This is a genomic window from Halobium salinum, assembly GCF_026586625.1.
Taxonomy (GTDB): Archaea; Halobacteriota; Halobacteria; order Halobacteriales; family Haloferacaceae; genus Halobium; species Halobium salinum.
This window is the reverse complement of record NZ_JAODIW010000006.1, coordinates 1-15,645: the sequence shown is the minus strand read 5'-3', so window position 1 is coordinate 15,645 and position 15,645 is coordinate 1. Positions and strand designations below refer to the sequence as shown.

The following is a 15,645-nucleotide window of genomic DNA, read 5'->3' as shown; positions in this document are numbered from 1 at the left end:
ACTCGGTCCTGTGGCACCCGGAGCCGGCGGGCCTCGTCGGGGGAACCACGGACGATGACGTCGACCGACGTTCCGGTCGAGGTCGAAGTCGACGCGTCGACGCCGCGGGGACGGTGTGCGGTCCCCGAGTCGACGCTCGAGGAGCTGTCGGTCGAGGTCGGACACCAAGTTCGCCTCTGGCACGGCGGGACGTGTGCGTTGTTCACCGTCTCTCGCGGTACGGACGCTTCCGTCGCCGTCAACCCGGACGGCCGCTCTCGGATAGAAGCGTCCGAGGAGCGTTTCGAGGGGACGCTCGACGCCGTGGTCCCGCACCCCGACTACGACGAGTCGACCGCTCGGGCGAGGAGCGAGTTCGTCGAACGGACGGTCGAGCGCTCGTCGAAACTCGCCGTCTGTGCCCCGCACGGCGGGTACGTCGAGTACGGTACCGACGAGCAGGCCGAGCGGCTGTCCGACTGGCTGGGTGGGACGCTCTGGTACTGCTCCGGCTGGAACGACGGCGGCGGGGCGTACCGTCGCTGGCACGTCTCCTCGGCCGACATCCACCCCGGTTCGTTCCCGGGGCTGGACCGCATCGCGGACGTGGGGTTCGAGCGGGCGGTCTCCTTCCACGGGTGGAGCGAGTCCCACGTCGCGGTCGGCGGGGGGGCACCCCGGAAACTGCGCGAGGCCGTTCGCGACTCGATTTCGGACGCCGTCGGCGGGGCGTTCCGGGTCGAGGTCGGCGCCGACGACGCCCGCGACGGGTCGAGCTCCGAGAACTTCGTCAACTGGCTGACCGCGAGCGGCGCCGCCGGGATTCAGCTCGAACAGTGCTACGAGGCGCGCACCACCTACCGCTCGGAGGTCCTCGAGGGCGTCGCGGACGTTCTCGCCGACCACTGAACTCGGAGTCTCCGACTCCGGTCGGCTCCGTCGAGTCGGGGCACGGGGACGGGCACTCCGGCGCGGAAGCGTGGTTTTTCGCCACGACTCCGCGTAGGGCGGGTCGATGGAGTTCGAGGCCTACCGCGACCGGATGGGGACCGACACCGTCGGCCGCTACGACCTGACGCCGCTGTTCGCCGACGCGGAGACGTTCGAGTCGCTCAGGGCCGACCTGCTCGCCGAGGTACCGACCGACCCCAACTCGGCGCCGACGGTCGTCGCCGGCATCGACGCGCTCGGCTTCGTCCTCGGGAGCGTCCTCGCGGCCGACCTCGACCTCGGCTTCGTCGCGGTCCGAAAGGGTGGGAAACTCCCGTACCCCGAGGGCGAACTGCTCCGCCGGGAGTTCGTCGACTACTCGGGCGAGTCGAAGGCGCTAGAACTCCACCCTCGGCTGCTCGACGCCGACGACCGCGTGCTCCTCGTCGACGAGTGGGTCGAGACGGGAACACAGATGCGGGCGGCGGCCGCGCTGGTCGAAGCGGCGGGGGCGTCCGTCTCGTCCATCGCGACGGTCGGCATCGACCACACCGAGGAGACCGAGTCGCTGTTCGAGCGATACGACGTGCACCACCTCGGGTGAGACCCGTGTCTCCCCGACGGGCGACCTCTTGCCCTCGGAGCGCCAACTCTTCGGTGTGACGAACCACGAGGCGACGTTCGAGATACGGTCGAGAGCCGACGCACACGCGGTACAGGCGCTGTTGGAGCGGGTGTACGACACGTTCCGCGAGGAGCTTCGAGAGACCGGCGGGCTCGACGCCCGCAAGCAGGAGGCGCTGGAGGCGTTCGAGACGCTCCGGGAGGCGAGTCAGGAACCGTCTCGAGGGACGCTGACGGTCGTCTACGACCGCGAGGGCACGGGACTCGACGACTGACGGCCCGTGAACTCAGAGTTCGACCGTGTCGCCCGCGCCCTCGGCTTCGGCGCGCTCGACCAGCCACCCGGCCGTCACCGCGTCCAGCACCGCCGAGCCGACGCTCTCGACGACGAGGATGTCGTCGTCGCTCTCGCGACCCGCCCGCCCCTCGAACACCTCCGAGAGTGGGACGAAGTCGGCGGCGTCGAGACCGGCTTCGAGCACGTCGCCGACTTCGGCGACCTCCTCGGGCACGTCGGCGAACACCCTCGCGGCGCGCTCGAACGTCCGCGCGTCCAACTCGCGCGTCTCGGCGGTGTAGGCGCCGACGGCGACGACGAGCGTCCCGGGGGAGAGGTCGTCGCCGTCGAACACCGGTTCGGTCGCCGTGGTCGCGGTGACGACGACCGTGGACCCGGAGACGGCCTCGGCGGGGGAGTCGACCGCGGTCACGTCGACGCCGGGGAGTCGTTCCCGGAGGTCGGCGGCGCAGGCCTCGCGGGAGTCGGACGGGGAGTACACGCGGACGCGGTCGAGGTCGGTCGCGGCGGCGACCGCGCGGGTCTGCCAGCGGGCCTGCGCGCCGGCGCCGAGGACGCCGAGGCGGACGGGCCCCTCGTTCGCCAGCTCCCGGGCGGCGAGCCCGCCGATACAGCCCGTTCGGGCGTTGGTCACGCGCGTGCCGTGGAGGTACGCCCGCGGCAGACCGGTCTCGGCGTCGGTGACTGCAATCTGGGCGTTCACCGTGGGGAGACCACGGTCGGCGTTCGCGTCGTGGACGCTGGCGAGCTTCGTCGCGTAGGTGGGGTCGCCGTGGACGTACGCCGGCATGGTGAGGGCGGTACCCGGCGTGTCGGCACCGACCGGGAAGTGCGGTCGCGGCGGGCGCTCGACTTCGTCGCGACCCTGTTTCAGGAACCCGCGTTCGATTTCGGAGAGGAGCGCCGGGAGCGAGAGCAGGTCGGCCACGTCGTCGTCGCCGAGGATACGCACGTCGGTCATGACTCACTCATCGACGCCGAGCACGTCAACGTTTGGCCCCCTCGCCGCGGGTCACCCGGTCGCCTCGACGGTCGCCTCATCGACGGCGAACGCCTGCCGTCGTTATGCCTCCGCGTGACGTACTACACCTGTCATGTACACCGCCATCCTCGTCCCGACCGACGGTAGCAAGGCCGCTCGCCGTGCGGCCGAACACGCCGTGGCCCTCGCCGCCGAGCACGGCGCGACGGTGCACGCCCTGTACGCGGTCGACATGGGGGCCGTCGACTTCGTCGCCGTCCCGAGCGACATCGGCGAGTCCGGCGGCCGGATGCGAGCGAAGGGTGAGAAGTTCGTCGGCGAGGTGGCGGAACTCGCCGAGTCGGCCGGCGTCGACTGCCTCACGGTAGTGAAGAAGGGCTCCCCGGAGGACGTCATCGCCCGCTACGTCGCCGAGGGGTCCATCGACCTCGTTGTCATGGGCAAGCGGGGTCGTGGTGACCCGGACAAGCCGCTGTTCGGTTCGACCACGAAGCGCGTCATCGGCCGGGTCGACGTGCCGGTGCAGACGCTGTAGCGCCGTCCGTGGAGGGAGCCGTCGTCGCCGCCGCCCGTTCGTTTCGGGATTCTGGCCAACGCAGGTTTACGCTGTCCCGGAGAACCGACGAGGTACAGTCGACCGCCGACCCGACTCGCGGCCGGCGTCGACTGCGGAGAGACCAACCATGTCCCACGAAATCAACTTCGACGACGACGACGAGGGGAAAGAAGTCGTAGACGCGAACGGTGACACCGTCGGCCGAATCGTCTCGGTCGAACACGGTACCGCCCACGTCGACCCCGACCCCGGCCTCACGGACACCATCAAGTCCAAGCTCGGCTGGGGCGACGCGGACGAGGATACCTTCCCGCTGCAGGAGGCGAAGGTCGCCGAGGTCTCCGACGACCAGGTCCGCCTCGGCGACCTGTAGTTCGGCTCCCCGCCTCCCGACCCGCCGTTTTTCTGCGGTCCGCACCCGACGCTCTCGACCGTCCAGCACCCCGACCGCGGAGCGTTCCGCCCGTCCGGCGCCCCGACCGCCGAGACCGTCCGGATTCTCGGACCATTCGACGAACCGGCTACGTTGCTTATCTCCTGAGCGAGCGTACCTGGTCTCCGCAGTCCGAGGTCACAGGGTGTGACCGGAGACGACTGCGGTGAGACCCCAATGGCAGTAGGAATCACGTTCAGCGAGAAGGACGAGGGGAAGAAGGTCGTCGACGCGAGCGGCGACACCGTCGGTCGGGTCATCGAGGTCCGACACGGTACCGCGTACGTCGACCCCGACCCGAACATCGCGGAGACCATCATGTCGAAGCTCGGCTGGGCCGACGCCGACGAGGACGACTACCCGCTCCAGAAGTCGACGGTCGCCGAGATAACCGACGACGAAGTTCGTCTCTCGCAGATGTAACGCCCCGAGCGAATTTTCACACACCACAGACCAATGAGCACCGAACTGGCGTTCAGCGACTCCGACGAGGGAAAGCCCGTCGCCGACGCGAACGGCCGTCCCGTCGGCCGCATCGTCGAGGTGCAGGGCGGCGTCGCGTACCTCCGGCTCGACCCCGACGTGGCCGACGCCGTGGCCGCGACCCTCGGCTGGACCGACTACGTCGACGACGAAGCCCACCCGCTGCGCTACGAACGCGTCGCCGTCGTCTGTCGCGACGAGGTCCGGCTCTCACAGACCTGCTTCTGAGCGCCTTCCGGGCCGACGACCCCCGAGCGCTCCGCTCCCGAACGCTTTTCTCCCGACACCGCCACCTGCCGAGTATGACGTCCGAACCCGGCGTCCAGCGGACCGTACGCGAGACGACCACCGACGGGTTCGGACTCTTTTTCGGCGCCTGAGGCGGCCGGTGGACTCCCGAGGCCGCGAGAGCGACCGAGGGACGAACCCGACCGGTTCGGCGCAGGGTCCCGCACGGCGTCTCCCGTCGAGCGAGCGCCGCGGGGCCGAGAGATAGCGGAACGGCTAACTGACGACCCGACACTTACCGCAACAAGACCACGCCATGTCCACGCGACTCCCGGACGCGCAGGTCGCGGTACTGGAGACCGCGAGCGCGACCGACGCACTGACGATAGACGAACTGGCCGACGCGACCGGCCGCAAGCCGGAGACGGTGACGGGGGCGGTCTTCGACCTCCGCGACGCCGGTCTGGTCGCTATCGAGGAACAGGAAGAGTCGACCGCCTCGCTCACCGACGAGGGCGAGACGTACCGCGAGGCCGCCCTCCCCGAGGTCCGCCTCTACGAGGCCGCCCGCGACGCGGGTGCCGCCGACGACCCCGCCCCGATGGGGCAGGTCATCGGCGCCTCCGGGTTGGAAGGCCCCGAAGTCGACATCGCCCTCTCGAACTACGCCCGGAAGGGGTACGGCGACATCGGCGGCGGAGAGATAACCGCCGCGGCCGACGCCGACCCCGAGAGCGACGCGGAGGCCGCCGCGCTCGATGCGGTCGCCGCCGGCGACGCCGAATCGGTCGACGGCGACACCCTCGACCAGTTGGAGAGCAGGGGGCTCGTCGCGATATCCGAGCGCACGGTCCGGTCGGTGACGCTCACCGACGACGGCGTCACGCTCCTGATGGAGGGCGTCGAAGCCGCCCAGACCGTCGACCGCCTCACGCCCGAACTGCTCACCTCCGGCGAGTGGCGCGACGTGGAGTTCACCGAGTACAACGTCGAGGCCGACGCCGACGAGGCGTCGGGCGGGAAGGTCCACATCCTCAGACAGACCGCCGACCGGGTGAAGGACACCCTCGTCGGGATGGGGTTCGAGGAGATGGAGGGCCCCCACGCCGACGCGGACTTCTGGATAAACGACTGCCTGTTCATGCCCCAGGACCACCCGGCGCGCACCCACTGGGACCGCTTCGCGCTGGACGTCCCGCCCATCCACGACCTCCCCGAGGACCTGGTCGACCGGGTCGAGGACGCCCACCGAAACGGCGTCGGCGACGACGGCGACGGCTACCACTCGCCGTGGAGCGAGGAGTTCGCCCGGGCGGTCGCCCTGCGCGGGCACACCACGTCGCTGTCGATGCGCTACCTCTCCGGGGAGGCCGTCGGCGACCTGGAGCCGCCACAGCGGTACTTCTCCGTCGAGAAGGTGTACCGCAACGACACGCTCGACCCCACCCATCTGCTGGAGTTCTTCCAAATCGAGGGGTGGGTGATGGCCGAGGACCTCTCGGTGCGGGACCTGATGGGCACCTTCGAGGAGTTCTACCGGCAGTTCGGCATCACCGACGTGCAGTTCAAACCGCACTACAACCCGTACACGGAGCCGTCGTTCGAACTGTTCGGGCGACATCCGGAGACGGGCGAACTCATCGAAATCGGCAACAGCGGGATGTTCCGTCCCGAGGTGCTCGAACCGCTCGGCATCGACTGCGACGTGATGGCCTGGGGACTGGCGCTCGAACGACTGCTCATGCTCATGTACGGCTTCGAGGACATCCGCGACGTGCACGGGACGCTGTGTGACCTGGAACTGCTGCGGGAGACGGAGGTGCTGTACTGATGCCCGTCGTCGACGTCGACCCCGACGAACTCCGCCGGCTGACCGGTCACGAGGACAAATCGGACGACGAGTTCAAGGACGACCTGTTCGCGCTCGGCCTGGAGTACGAGGGTGACACCGAGGAGGGGCTGATGCAACTCGAGTTCGGCCCCGACCGCCTCGACCGGCTCTCGGTCGAGGGCGTCGCCCGTTCTCTCAGGTATCAGTACGGCGACGACCGCGGCGTCTACGTCCCGAACACGAACGACGCCGACTGGACCATCGAGGTGGCGGAGTCCGTCCCCGAGGAACGGCCGTACGTCACCGGCGCCGTGATTCGCGGCGTCGACCTCGACGAGTCCGGCCTCGACTCGCTCATCCAGTTGCAGGAGAAGCTCCACGCGACGATGGGTCGCAAGCGCGTGAAGGGCGCCATCGGCATCCACGACCTGACGATGCTGAAGGGCGCGTCCCTCGGCGACGACGCCGGCGGCCAGCGCATCACGTACCGCGGGGTCGCCCCCGACGGCGACCGGTTCGTCCCGCTCGACTCCGACGAGGAACTCACGCCGGGCGAGGTGCTCGAGGAGCACCCGACCGGCCGCACCTACGCCGACATCGTCGCGGACTACGGGTCCTACCCGGCCATCTACGACGAACTCGGGCTGTTCTCGTTCCCGCCCGTCATCAACGGTCGCCGGACCGAGGTCTCCACCGACTCGCGGGAGCTGTTCGTGGAGCTGACCGGCACCGACCAGTGGACCATCGACCGGATGTGCAACATCGTCTGCTACGCGCTCGCGGCGCGCGGGGCGACCGTCGAGGAGGTCGAGGTCCGGTACCAAGAAGGAGCGACTCACCCCGACGAGGGCGCGGACCTGCTCCGTCCGGACTTCGAGGTGGAGACGAAGACCGTTACCCACGACCGAATCGAGCGGATGCTCGGTCTCGACCTCGAGACCGACGAGGTTGTCGACCTGTTCGAGCGCTCCGGCCTCGACGCGGACCTCGTCCTCGGTGACGAAACCGCGTACGAGGTGTCGATTCCCCCCTATCGGGTGGACGTGCTCCACCCGCTGGACCTCGTCGACGACGTCGGCCGGGCGTACGGGTTCAACGACCTCGTCCCCCGGTATCCGGACGTCGGCACCGTCGGCGGGCGCCACGAGCGCTCCCGGTTGGAGGACGCGGTGCGGACCAGTCTGGTCGGCCTCGGCTTCGAGGACCTGCTGAACTTCTACATGACCTCGGAGCGCGAGAACTACGAGCGCATGAACGTCGAAGTCGGTTCGGACGTCGCCGGCGGCGACGAACCGGCGGTCATCACCGGCCCGTACAGCGAGGACTACACGATGCTCCGGACGTGGGCGCTCCCCTCGCTGACGATGGTCTTGGAGAACAACACCCACCGCGCGTACCCGCAGGACCTCGCCGAAATCGGCCTCGCGGCGGGCTACGACCCGGAGGAGAACACGAACGTCGCCGAACACCGCACGGTGGCGGGGGTGCTCGCCCGACACGACGCGACGTACGAGGACGCGAAGGGTCGTCTGCAGGCGCTCTGTCGGGACTTCGGCGTCGACCTGGAGACGCCGCCGACGGAGCACCCGTCGTTCATCCCCGGCCGCGTCGCCGCGGTCGTGATAGACGGCGAGCGCGTCGGCGTCGTCGGCGAACTCCATCCCGAGGTGCTCGTCGAACACGACCTCGAACTGCCGGTGGCGGCCTTCGAGTTCCGGCTGGACGCGCTCCAGTAGCGCCATCAAATAACCACAGGTAATTTCTACTTTTCCGGGCCTTATTCGGGCGCATATCGGCGTTTCGAGTGGAAAACGTTTACAAACCCACGCGTGGTCCGGTCGCTCATGGACGACCGTGACAGTCGGGTCGGCGACGACGTGGACAAGGGGGGCGACGACGGCGACCGGTTCGAGACGCGTGCGGTGACTTACGGCGAGGCGGGCGCGCGAACCGGCGCCGCGCGGGACGTGGTCACGCCCATCCACCTGACGACGACCTACGAGGTGCCCGGGCTGGACCCCGACGCCGACCTCGAGACGTTGGACCCCGACGCGGGCGAGTTTCTCTACTCCCGGCTGTCGAACCAGACGCGTAACGCGCTGGAGCACCGTCTCGCGGCGCTGGAGGGCGGCGAGCACGCGTTCGCGTTCGCCTCCGGCACCGCGGCCATCACCACGGCCGTCACGGCCGTGGTCCACCCTGGCGACCACGTCGTCGCCTTCGAGGACCTCTACGGCGGGACGCGCTCGCTTCTGACCCGCCTCTTTCGGGACCGCTTCGCCGTCGACGTGACGTTCGTCGACGCCCGCGACCCGGAGGCCGTGGCGGAGGCCGCCCGTCCGGACACGACCCTGTTCTGGATGGAGACGCCGACCAACCCCCTGCTCCGGCTCTGTGACATCGAGGCCATCGCCGAAGTCGCCGACGACTGCGGGGCCGTCCTCGGCGTCGACAACACGTTCCTCGGACCGATGTTTCAGCACCCGCTCGACCTCGGCGCCGACCTCGTCGTCCACAGCACGACGAAGTACCTCAACGGCCACAGCGACTCGCTGGGGGGTGCGCTCGTGACGGACGACGCCGACCTCGCCGACGAGGTCGCCTTCCTCCAGCGCGTCGGAATGGGGAACGTGATGGCGTCGTTCGACGCCTACATGGTGCTCCGCGGGACGAAGACCCTCCCGCTCCGCATGCGTGCCCACGAGGCGAACGCCACCGCCGTCGCCGAGTTCTTCGAGGGCCACGACGGGGTCAGGGCGGTCCACTACCCCGGCCTCGAGACACACCCGCAACACGACCTCGCGACGCGGCAGATGGACGGGTTCGGCGGCGTAGTCTCCGTCGAGTTGGACGCGGACCTCGCGGGCGTCGAGCGCTTCCTCGGCGCGCTGGAGCACTTCCCGCTCGCCGTCTCGCTCGGCGGCGTGGAGTCGCTGGTCGAACATCCGGCGACGATGACCCACTCGCCGCTGTCGCAGGCGGAGCGCGACGACCTGGGGATTACCGATGGGCTGCTTCGGTTCTCGGTCGGCGTGGAGCACAGAGAGGACCTGATTGCGGACTTGAAGCGGGGGTTCGCGGCGCTAGATGGCGTGGAGGTGGTGGTTTCGGACGACGACTGAGGTGTGTGAACCCCTCTGTTTCGACTGGACTAGTTCTTCCTCTGTGGTGATGACGACCTCGACAGTGTGGGCTCCTTCACTGCGGAGGCGCCCCTTTCGGAGCCCCACCCAACCGCACCGCGCCACATCCCCCCGACCGATTCCTTCGCCACGAATCCGACGGCCAACGCGGGAGCTTTGCTCTCGCTGGCTCCCGTTCGCTCCGTCGCCGGTGGCAACGCCACCGGCTTCCAGCGGGACCATCGGTCCCGCACGGCTCACGGGAACGACAGAGCGGTCGTCGGCGCGCGCCGAGCGACCTGTGTGTCGCGAGTGTCGCGCGAGGGACCGTGGCCGCGCTTGTCGCGGCCGCTCGGAGGCTGGGGAGGTGTGAGGTGCTGTGTGGCTGCGGTCCTGGTGGACTTGCAAAGGGCGAGCGCTCTCGGGGAAGCTGGACGACGTAAGCACCGCAGGCGAGCGTAGCGAGCCGAGGAGCGCAACGAGTCCCGTGACCCGAGAGCGCGAGGGCTTTGCTGGGTTCTCTCGACGTTTCCAACCCAACTCACCCTTGCTCACGCTCCGACGACCCACCACAACCGAGTTCTTTAACAGGCGAGCGAAGCGAACTTTCGCCAGTAATGCCCAGCGGAGAGTACGATCCCGAGGCCAGAGAGGCCGCATGGCAGGACCGATGGGTCGACGAAGGCGTCTACGCGTACGACGGGGAGGCGGCGGTAGACGCGGACACCGTCTTCTCCATCGACACGCCGCCGCCGACGGTCTCCGGGAGTCTCCACTGGGGCCACGTCTACGGCTCCATCCTCCAGGACGTCGTCGCCCGATTCGAGCGGATGAACGGTCGCGAGGTGTTCTTCCCCTTCGGCTACGACGACAACGGCATCGCCTCCGAGCGCCTGACCGAGGAGGAACTCGACGTGCGCCACCAGGACTACCCGCGCCACGAGTTCCAGGAGATGTGCCGGGACGTCACCGCGACGTACGAGGCGGAGTTCAACGAGAAGATGCAGTCCATCGGGGTCTCCATCGACTGGTCGGAGACGTTCCAGACTATCGAACCCCGCGTCCAGCGCATCTCTCAGCTCTCCTTCATCGACCTCTACGAGAAGGGCCGCGAGTACCGCCAGCGCGCCCCGGCTATCTGGTGTCCCGAGTGTGAGACCGCCATCTCCCAGGTCGAGACCGAGGACGACGAGCGCGCCTCGCACTTCAACGACATCACCTTCGAGGTCGTCTCAGCGGACGGGGAAGACGAGGAGGGCGCGGATACCGACGAGGACGCGGACGGAGAGGAGTTCGTCATCTCCACGACCCGCCCCGAACTGCTCCCGGCCTGCGTCGCCGTGTTCGTCCACCCCGACGACGAGGAGAACGAACACCTGGTCGGGAAGGAGGCTCGCGTCCCGCTGTTCGGCCAGGAGGTCCCCATCCTCGAGGACGAGCGCGTCGACCTCGAGACGGGGTCGGGCGTCGTGATGTGCTGTACGTTCGGCGACCAGACCGACATCGAGTGGTACCAGGCCCACGACCTGCCGCTCCGAATCGCCATCGACGAGTCGGGGACGATGACCGAGGTGGCCGGCGAGTACGACGGGATGTCGGCCGAAGCGGCCCGCGACAGCATCGTCGCCGACCTCGAAGACGCGGGCGTGCTGCTCGACCGGCGCTCCATCACCCACACGGTGAACGTCCACGAGCGCTGTGACACCGCCGTCGAGTTCCTCGTCACCGAGCAGTGGTACGTCGAACTGCTCGACCGCACGGACGAGTACCTGGAGGCGGGCCGTCAGATGGACTGGTACCCCGAGAAGATGTTCACGCGGTACAAGAACTGGATCGAGGGGCTCCAGTGGGACTGGTCCATCTCCCGCCAGCGCTCCTCGGGCATCCCGTTCCCGGTCTGGTACTGCGGGGATTGCGACCACGAGATTATCGCCGAGCGCGAGCAGTTGCCCGTCGACCCGCTGGCAGACGACCCGCCGGTCGACTCGTGTCCGGAGTGCGGTCACGGGAGCTTCGTCCCCGAGGACGACGTGCTCGACACGTGGGCGACCTCGTCGCTGACCCCGCTCATCCACTCCCAGTGGGACTGGAACGAGGAGTCGGAGGAGATGGAGGTCGGCCGGCCCGAACTGTACCCGATGACCATGCGCCCGCAGGGCCACGACATCATCTCGTTCTGGCTGTTCCACACGGTCGTGAAGTGTTACGAGCACACCGGGGAGGTCCCCTTCGACTCGGTGATGGTCAACGGGATGGTGCTCGACGAGAACCGCCAGAAGATGTCGAAGTCGGTCGGCAACGTCGTCAGCCCGGACGCGGTCCTGGAGGCGTACCCCGTCGACGCCGCGCGCTACTGGGCGGCCGGCAGCGCCGTCGGCGACGACCTCCCCTACAACGAGAAAGGACTCCGGTCGGGCGAGAAGCTCATCCGGAAGCTGTGGAACGCCTCGAAGCTCGTCGACTCGCTGGTCGACGAGGCGCCCGAGCGGCCCGACCTGAAACCCATCGACAAGTGGCTCCTCGCCGAGTTGGACGCCGAAATCGAACACGCCACGGAGATGCTGGAGGACCGCGCGTTCTCGAAGGCCCGCGACAGCCTCCGCTCGTTCTTCTGGCACACGTTCTGTGACGACTACCTCGAAATCGCCAAACAACGGCTGGACGACGGCGGCGACGTGTCGGCGGCGTACACGCTTCGGACGGCCCACGAGCGCTTCGTGAAGCTGTTCGCCCCCTTCCTCGCGCACGTCACCGAGGAGCTGTGGCGCGACATGTACGCGGGCGACGCGACGGGGGCGGAGGCCAGCGTCCATCGGCGGAACTGGCCCGAGCCGCTGGGTGTCGAGGCCGACCTCGAAGCCGGCGAGACGGCGATGGCGGTCGTCGGCGCGCTCCGGAAGTACAAGACCGACAACCAGCTCTCGCTGAACGCGCCGGTCCGACGCGTCGAGGTGTTCGGGAACGTCGAGGGGTTCGAGGCCGACATCTCCGGCGTGATGCACGTCGAGGAGCTGGAGTCGCTCGACCGCGAACCCGAGGTGGAGTCGGTCGTCACCGGCATCGACCTCGACTACTCGGTCGTCGGGCCGGAGTACGGGAGCCAGGTCGGCGACATCGACGCCGGCATCGAGGCTGGCGACTACGAACTCGACGGCGACTCCCTGCAGGTGGCGGGCGTTTCACTCGGCCCCGACATGTTCGAGGTCGAGCGCGAACGCCAGTACCTCGGCGAGGGCGAGATGCTGGAGGCCGGCGACGCCATCGTCGTCGTGCAGAACTGAGGTTCGGTCCCTCTTCGAGTCGGCCGCTCTTCGCCGCCCGTCCGAACGCGGGTCAGAGGTCGGCGCCGACCGCGTCCTCGACCGAGTCGAACCCGTCTCGCTCCAACAGGTCGAGTAGACCCTCGTTGATGTCGCGGGCGACGCCCGGCCCCTCGTAGATGAGGCCGGTGTAGAGCTGAACCAGGGAGGCACCGTTCCGAATCTTCTCGTAGGCCCCCTCGGCGTCCGAGACGCCGCCGACGCCGACGACGGGCACGTCGGTGCGCTCGGCGATGAAACGAACCATCGACGTGGCGAGCCCCTCGATGGGCTCCCCGGAGAGGCCGCCGCGTTCGGCGCGGTGGGGGCTCCTGAGTCCGTCGGGGCGGGAGGTGGTGGTGTTGGTCGCGACGACGCCGTCGAGGGCGAGGTCGTCGACGACGGCGAGCGCCTCCTCGACTGCGGGCCGGGGGAGGTCCGGGGAGAACTTCACGAGCAGCGGATCGGCGCCGGCGTCTTTCAGCGCGCCGAGGATGCGCTCGAGCGACTCGCGGTTCTGGAGGCTCCGCAGTCCCGGTGTGTTGGGGCTGGAGACGTTGACGGCGACGTAGTCGGCGGCGTCGGCGACGCGCTCGTACGTGTACAGGTAGTCGTCCGCGGCCTCCTCGAGGGGGGTCGACTTCGACTTCCCGACGTTGACGCCGACGGGAACCTCCGGAAGGGGTCCCTCGTCGAGTCGCTCCCCCACCGCGTCGGCGCCGTGGTTGTTGAACCCCATCCGGTTGACGATGGCGCGGTCCTCGACCAGCCGGAACATGCGGGGCCGGGGGTTACCGGGTTGGCGCTCGGCCGTGACGCCGCCGACCTCGACGTGACCGAACCCGAGCGCGGCGAGCGCCCGGGGGACCTCGGCGTTCTTGTCGAAGCCGGCGGCGACGCCGAGCGGCGTCGGGAAGTCGAGCCCGAAGACGCGCGTGTGGAGCCGGTCGTCGTCGACGGCGTACCGGCGCCGCAGCGCCCCTTCGATGGGGGTCTTCTGTGCGACCCGGAGCCCCCGGTGGACCGTCCGGTGGGCGGTCTCGGGCGGGAGCGCGAACAGCGCGGGTTTCGCGGCGTCGTAGAGATTCATTCGTCGCGAGGATTCGCTCCGAGGCGTATCAAACCGATGGAGTGACACGCCCGCCGGTTCCGGCTCCATAGACCCCAGCCCGGTCGGAGCCGCGACACGGCGGTGGCTCGGTGGCTGTGTGTACGACGGCCGTCAGAATGGGTGTGTTCAGAAGTCGTGTTCGACCTCGTCCGGGTCTGCCTTCTGGATGATAATCTTCCCGTCGCGCACGCGAACGAACACCTCGCCGCCGATCTCCATGCCGGCGACGGCGAGTTCGTCCTCGTGGAGGTTGACGTGGGCGTTGTGGTACTCGCCGTTCTCGTCTTTCGCACCACTCGGGCTGAGCTTCTTTTTCCGGACCATCGGGGGTCTCTAGTCCGTTCCTTCGCCGTAGGATATACATAAGTGTTCCCTACGACCGGCGTCCGAGCCGGATTCCGCAGAATTTCCGGCCGTCGGACCGAAACTGCGTCCGGCGAAGACGTGCTCACCTGTCAGCCGGGCTACCGACGACGTCGCTCTCCGGGACACCACCATCGCGGCGCTGTCTCGCGATAATCGGCGGTACGTTTAAGCCATACTGTGTGCTTCGTTGTCATGGAGGGCAAAACCATGGTACGTGACGACGGTAAACGAAACTTCGCGCTGCGTGACACGAACGGCGGAGAGGAGAGCGTCTTCTCCGGGAACACTCCGAGACAGGCGGCGTTGAAGGCCGCTCGGCGACTGGAGCCGGCGAGCTCCGAGGACGCGGCGGAACGAATCGAGCTCCGACTCCGGGAGAAAGGGACCGACAAGGTTCACATCTACGAAGGGTGGTCCTGGCGCCAGACGGCCCCGGACAACAAGCCCGACTGGATGCCCGAGGAGATAACCGAAGCCAACGTCTCGAAGCAGGGTATCGAACACCTCGACGAGTGACCCGAGCGTTCTCGTTCGCACGCGCGTACGCGAAGAGAGGACGACCTCGCTACTTTCCCATCCCGCCGAGGTCGTGACCGCGGGCCTCGGCCGCCTCCGGGTTCCACGTCGCGTCGGCCTCGTCTCCGACGCCGCTGTCGACGACCCGCCGGACTCGGTCTCGGGCGACCGGGTGACGACGACACCCGGTCGAGGTGGACACCGCCACCCACGTAGCCGGTACTCTCTTTCTCTCTCCCGTCCGCCGGACGAGGGCCGGTCCCGCCCACGGCGACACCGTTTTACTCCGTCCGGGAGGACGGTCGACTGCGCGGCCGACACCCGGTCCGACCGTACGCGAGACGCGTGGTGTGACCGACCGGCCTCCAGCCGCGCGACACGTTTTCACGGTGAGCGTCGGCTCCGCCACCCCCGACCGCCGGCCCGGTGGTAGCGTCTCTCGGGAGGCATGAAACCGCATGACGAAGCGGAGACGCTTCGACGGGCTTTTATATATCACTGCCATTGGTGGTAGTACGCGGAAGCCGACGACGCCCCCGCGACGAAGTGACCGGGGGAACACCGACCCGACGGGGGTCGGCGACGGTCGGTTTCCGGGGTTGTCCCGTCGCGGGGCAATCCCGTTCCGACGCCCTTAAGTGGAACAGGGCACTCGGACGTAATGCAGACACGAAGCGATTGTGGGCCGTTCAACTCGGTCCACTCTCGGACTCGGTCCGTCCTCGCGACGGTCCGGTCGGCCGCACTTCGGTGGGTTTATACCCACGAACGCGGTACGATGAAGTCCGAAGGAGATGAGGATTCCGCCCCTGCGGTCAAGCCGTACAGACGGAATCTGATGTGAGCCACGATGGTTCGGTGACACCCGGTCGGTCCTGGTGTCCCGA

The 15,645-nt window shown here is 68.5% G+C and carries 16 protein-coding genes; 12 read left to right on the top strand and 4 right to left on the bottom strand.

Going from position 1 to position 15,645, the window contains the following annotated elements; all coding sequences use genetic code 11:
• The first annotated feature begins 54 nt into the window (after positions 1–54).
• The 3 genes from N5095_RS03495 to N5095_RS03485 all read left to right on the top strand — a co-directional run bounded on the left by N5095_RS03495 (position 55) and on the right by N5095_RS03485 (position 1,808).
• Positions 55–888, top strand: coding sequence for a poly-gamma-glutamate hydrolase family protein (locus tag N5095_RS03495; protein ID WP_267621128.1), 834 nt, complete (start codon positions 55–57; stop codon positions 886–888).
• Positions 889–994: 106 nt separating this feature from the next.
• Positions 995–1,513 carry a phosphoribosyltransferase family protein gene (locus tag N5095_RS03490; protein WP_267621126.1) on the top strand — a complete coding sequence of 173 codons (519 nt, stop codon included), beginning with the start codon at positions 995–997 and terminating at the stop codon, positions 1,511–1,513.
• A 55-nt stretch (positions 1,514–1,568) separates the two neighbouring features.
• Positions 1,569–1,808 carry a hypothetical protein gene (locus N5095_RS03485; protein WP_267621124.1) on the top strand — a complete coding sequence of 80 codons (240 nt, stop codon included), beginning with the start codon at positions 1,569–1,571 and terminating at the stop codon, positions 1,806–1,808.
• Positions 1,809–1,820: 12 nt separating this feature from the next.
• Here N5095_RS03485 and N5095_RS03480 read toward each other — a convergent pair whose 3' ends face one another.
• The gene (locus tag N5095_RS03480; RefSeq protein ID WP_267621122.1) at positions 1,821–2,792 is read right to left on the bottom strand and encodes an ornithine cyclodeaminase family protein; all 972 of its coding nucleotides are present in this window, start codon (positions 2,790–2,792) and stop codon (positions 1,821–1,823) included.
• 133 nt (positions 2,793–2,925) lie between these two features.
• Between N5095_RS03480 and N5095_RS03475 the strand changes: the two genes are divergently transcribed.
• The 8 genes from N5095_RS03475 (at position 2,926) to N5095_RS03440 (ending at position 12,747) form a co-directional block, all read left to right on the top strand.
• On the top strand, positions 2,926–3,348 hold the full coding sequence (locus tag N5095_RS03475; protein ID WP_267621120.1) for a universal stress protein: 423 nt from the start codon (positions 2,926–2,928) through the stop codon (positions 3,346–3,348).
• Between the two features lie 148 nt (positions 3,349–3,496).
• Positions 3,497–3,742, top strand: a complete 246-nt coding sequence (locus N5095_RS03470; protein WP_267621118.1) for a PRC-barrel domain containing protein — start codon at positions 3,497–3,499, stop codon at positions 3,740–3,742.
• Between the two features lie 237 nt (positions 3,743–3,979).
• The gene (locus N5095_RS03465; protein ID WP_267621116.1) at positions 3,980–4,225 is read left to right on the top strand and encodes a PRC-barrel domain containing protein; all 246 of its coding nucleotides are present in this window, start codon (positions 3,980–3,982) and stop codon (positions 4,223–4,225) included.
• A gap of 33 nt (positions 4,226–4,258) precedes the next feature.
• On the top strand, positions 4,259–4,513 hold the full coding sequence (locus tag N5095_RS03460) for a PRC-barrel domain containing protein (RefSeq protein WP_267621114.1): 255 nt from the start codon (positions 4,259–4,261) through the stop codon (positions 4,511–4,513).
• Between the two features lie 316 nt (positions 4,514–4,829).
• On the top strand, positions 4,830–6,344 hold the full coding sequence (gene pheS, locus N5095_RS03455; RefSeq protein ID WP_267621112.1) for a phenylalanine--tRNA ligase subunit alpha: 1,515 nt from the start codon (positions 4,830–4,832) through the stop codon (positions 6,342–6,344).
• On the top strand, positions 6,344–8,080 hold the full coding sequence (gene pheT / locus N5095_RS03450; RefSeq protein WP_267621110.1) for a phenylalanine--tRNA ligase subunit beta: 1,737 nt from the start codon (positions 6,344–6,346) through the stop codon (positions 8,078–8,080). The genes pheS and pheT overlap by 1 nt, the downstream gene beginning before the upstream one ends.
• Before the next feature lie 108 nt (positions 8,081–8,188).
• Entirely contained in the window at positions 8,189–9,466 is a 1,278-nt protein-coding gene (locus N5095_RS03445) for a trans-sulfuration enzyme family protein (RefSeq protein ID WP_267621108.1), read from the top strand.
• 617 nt (positions 9,467–10,083) lie between these two features.
• The gene (locus N5095_RS03440) at positions 10,084–12,747 is read left to right on the top strand and encodes a valine--tRNA ligase (protein WP_267621106.1); all 2,664 of its coding nucleotides are present in this window, start codon (positions 10,084–10,086) and stop codon (positions 12,745–12,747) included.
• A 52-nt stretch (positions 12,748–12,799) separates the two neighbouring features.
• On the opposite strand, the gene N5095_RS03435 is transcribed toward N5095_RS03440, so the two are convergent.
• On the bottom strand, positions 12,800–13,855 hold the full coding sequence (locus N5095_RS03435; protein WP_267621103.1) for a quinone-dependent dihydroorotate dehydrogenase: 1,056 nt from the start codon (positions 13,853–13,855) through the stop codon (positions 12,800–12,802).
• A gap of 147 nt (positions 13,856–14,002) precedes the next feature.
• Positions 14,003–14,200 (bottom strand): hypothetical protein, encoded by a 198-nt coding sequence (locus tag N5095_RS03430; protein WP_267621101.1) that lies wholly within the window; start codon positions 14,198–14,200, stop codon positions 14,003–14,005.
• 249 nt (positions 14,201–14,449) lie between these two features.
• On the opposite strand from N5095_RS03430, the gene N5095_RS03425 reads away from it, so the two are divergent.
• Positions 14,450–14,758 carry a non-histone chromosomal MC1 family protein gene (locus N5095_RS03425; RefSeq protein WP_267621099.1) on the top strand — a complete coding sequence of 103 codons (309 nt, stop codon included), beginning with the start codon at positions 14,450–14,452 and terminating at the stop codon, positions 14,756–14,758.
• Positions 14,759–14,807: 49 nt separating this feature from the next.
• Here the strand turns inward: N5095_RS03425 and N5095_RS03420 are convergent, their stop codons facing one another.
• Complete coding sequence (locus N5095_RS03420) at positions 14,808–14,960, bottom strand: hypothetical protein (protein WP_267621097.1); 153 nt, start codon at positions 14,958–14,960, stop codon at positions 14,808–14,810.
• Between the last annotated feature and the right edge of the window lie 685 nt (positions 14,961–15,645).

Bases quoted from the DNA above. Each gene is read 5' to 3' on its own strand.
- N5095_RS03495 (WP_267621128.1), top strand. From the start codon at position 55: ATGACGTCGACCGACGTTCCGGTCGAGGTCGAAGTCGACGCGTCGACG.
- N5095_RS03490 (WP_267621126.1), top strand. From the start codon at position 995: ATGGAGTTCGAGGCCTACCGCGACCGGATGGGGACCGACACCGTCGGC.
- N5095_RS03480 (WP_267621122.1), bottom strand. From the start codon at position 2,792: ATGACCGACGTGCGTATCCTCGGCGACGACGACGTGGCCGACCTGCTC.
- N5095_RS03475 (WP_267621120.1), top strand. From the start codon at position 2,926: ATGTACACCGCCATCCTCGTCCCGACCGACGGTAGCAAGGCCGCTCGC.
- N5095_RS03470 (WP_267621118.1), top strand. From the start codon at position 3,497: ATGTCCCACGAAATCAACTTCGACGACGACGACGAGGGGAAAGAAGTC.
- N5095_RS03465 (WP_267621116.1), top strand. From the start codon at position 3,980: ATGGCAGTAGGAATCACGTTCAGCGAGAAGGACGAGGGGAAGAAGGTC.
- N5095_RS03460 (WP_267621114.1), top strand. From the start codon at position 4,259: ATGAGCACCGAACTGGCGTTCAGCGACTCCGACGAGGGAAAGCCCGTC.
- pheS (WP_267621112.1), top strand. From the start codon at position 4,830: ATGTCCACGCGACTCCCGGACGCGCAGGTCGCGGTACTGGAGACCGCG.
- pheT (WP_267621110.1), top strand. From the start codon at position 6,344: ATGCCCGTCGTCGACGTCGACCCCGACGAACTCCGCCGGCTGACCGGT.
- N5095_RS03445 (WP_267621108.1), top strand. From the start codon at position 8,189: ATGGACGACCGTGACAGTCGGGTCGGCGACGACGTGGACAAGGGGGGC.
- N5095_RS03440 (WP_267621106.1), top strand. From the start codon at position 10,084: ATGCCCAGCGGAGAGTACGATCCCGAGGCCAGAGAGGCCGCATGGCAG.
- N5095_RS03435 (WP_267621103.1), bottom strand. From the start codon at position 13,855: ATGAATCTCTACGACGCCGCGAAACCCGCGCTGTTCGCGCTCCCGCCC.
- N5095_RS03430 (WP_267621101.1), bottom strand. From the start codon at position 14,200: ATGGTCCGGAAAAAGAAGCTCAGCCCGAGTGGTGCGAAAGACGAGAAC.
- N5095_RS03425 (WP_267621099.1), top strand. From the start codon at position 14,450: ATGGTACGTGACGACGGTAAACGAAACTTCGCGCTGCGTGACACGAAC.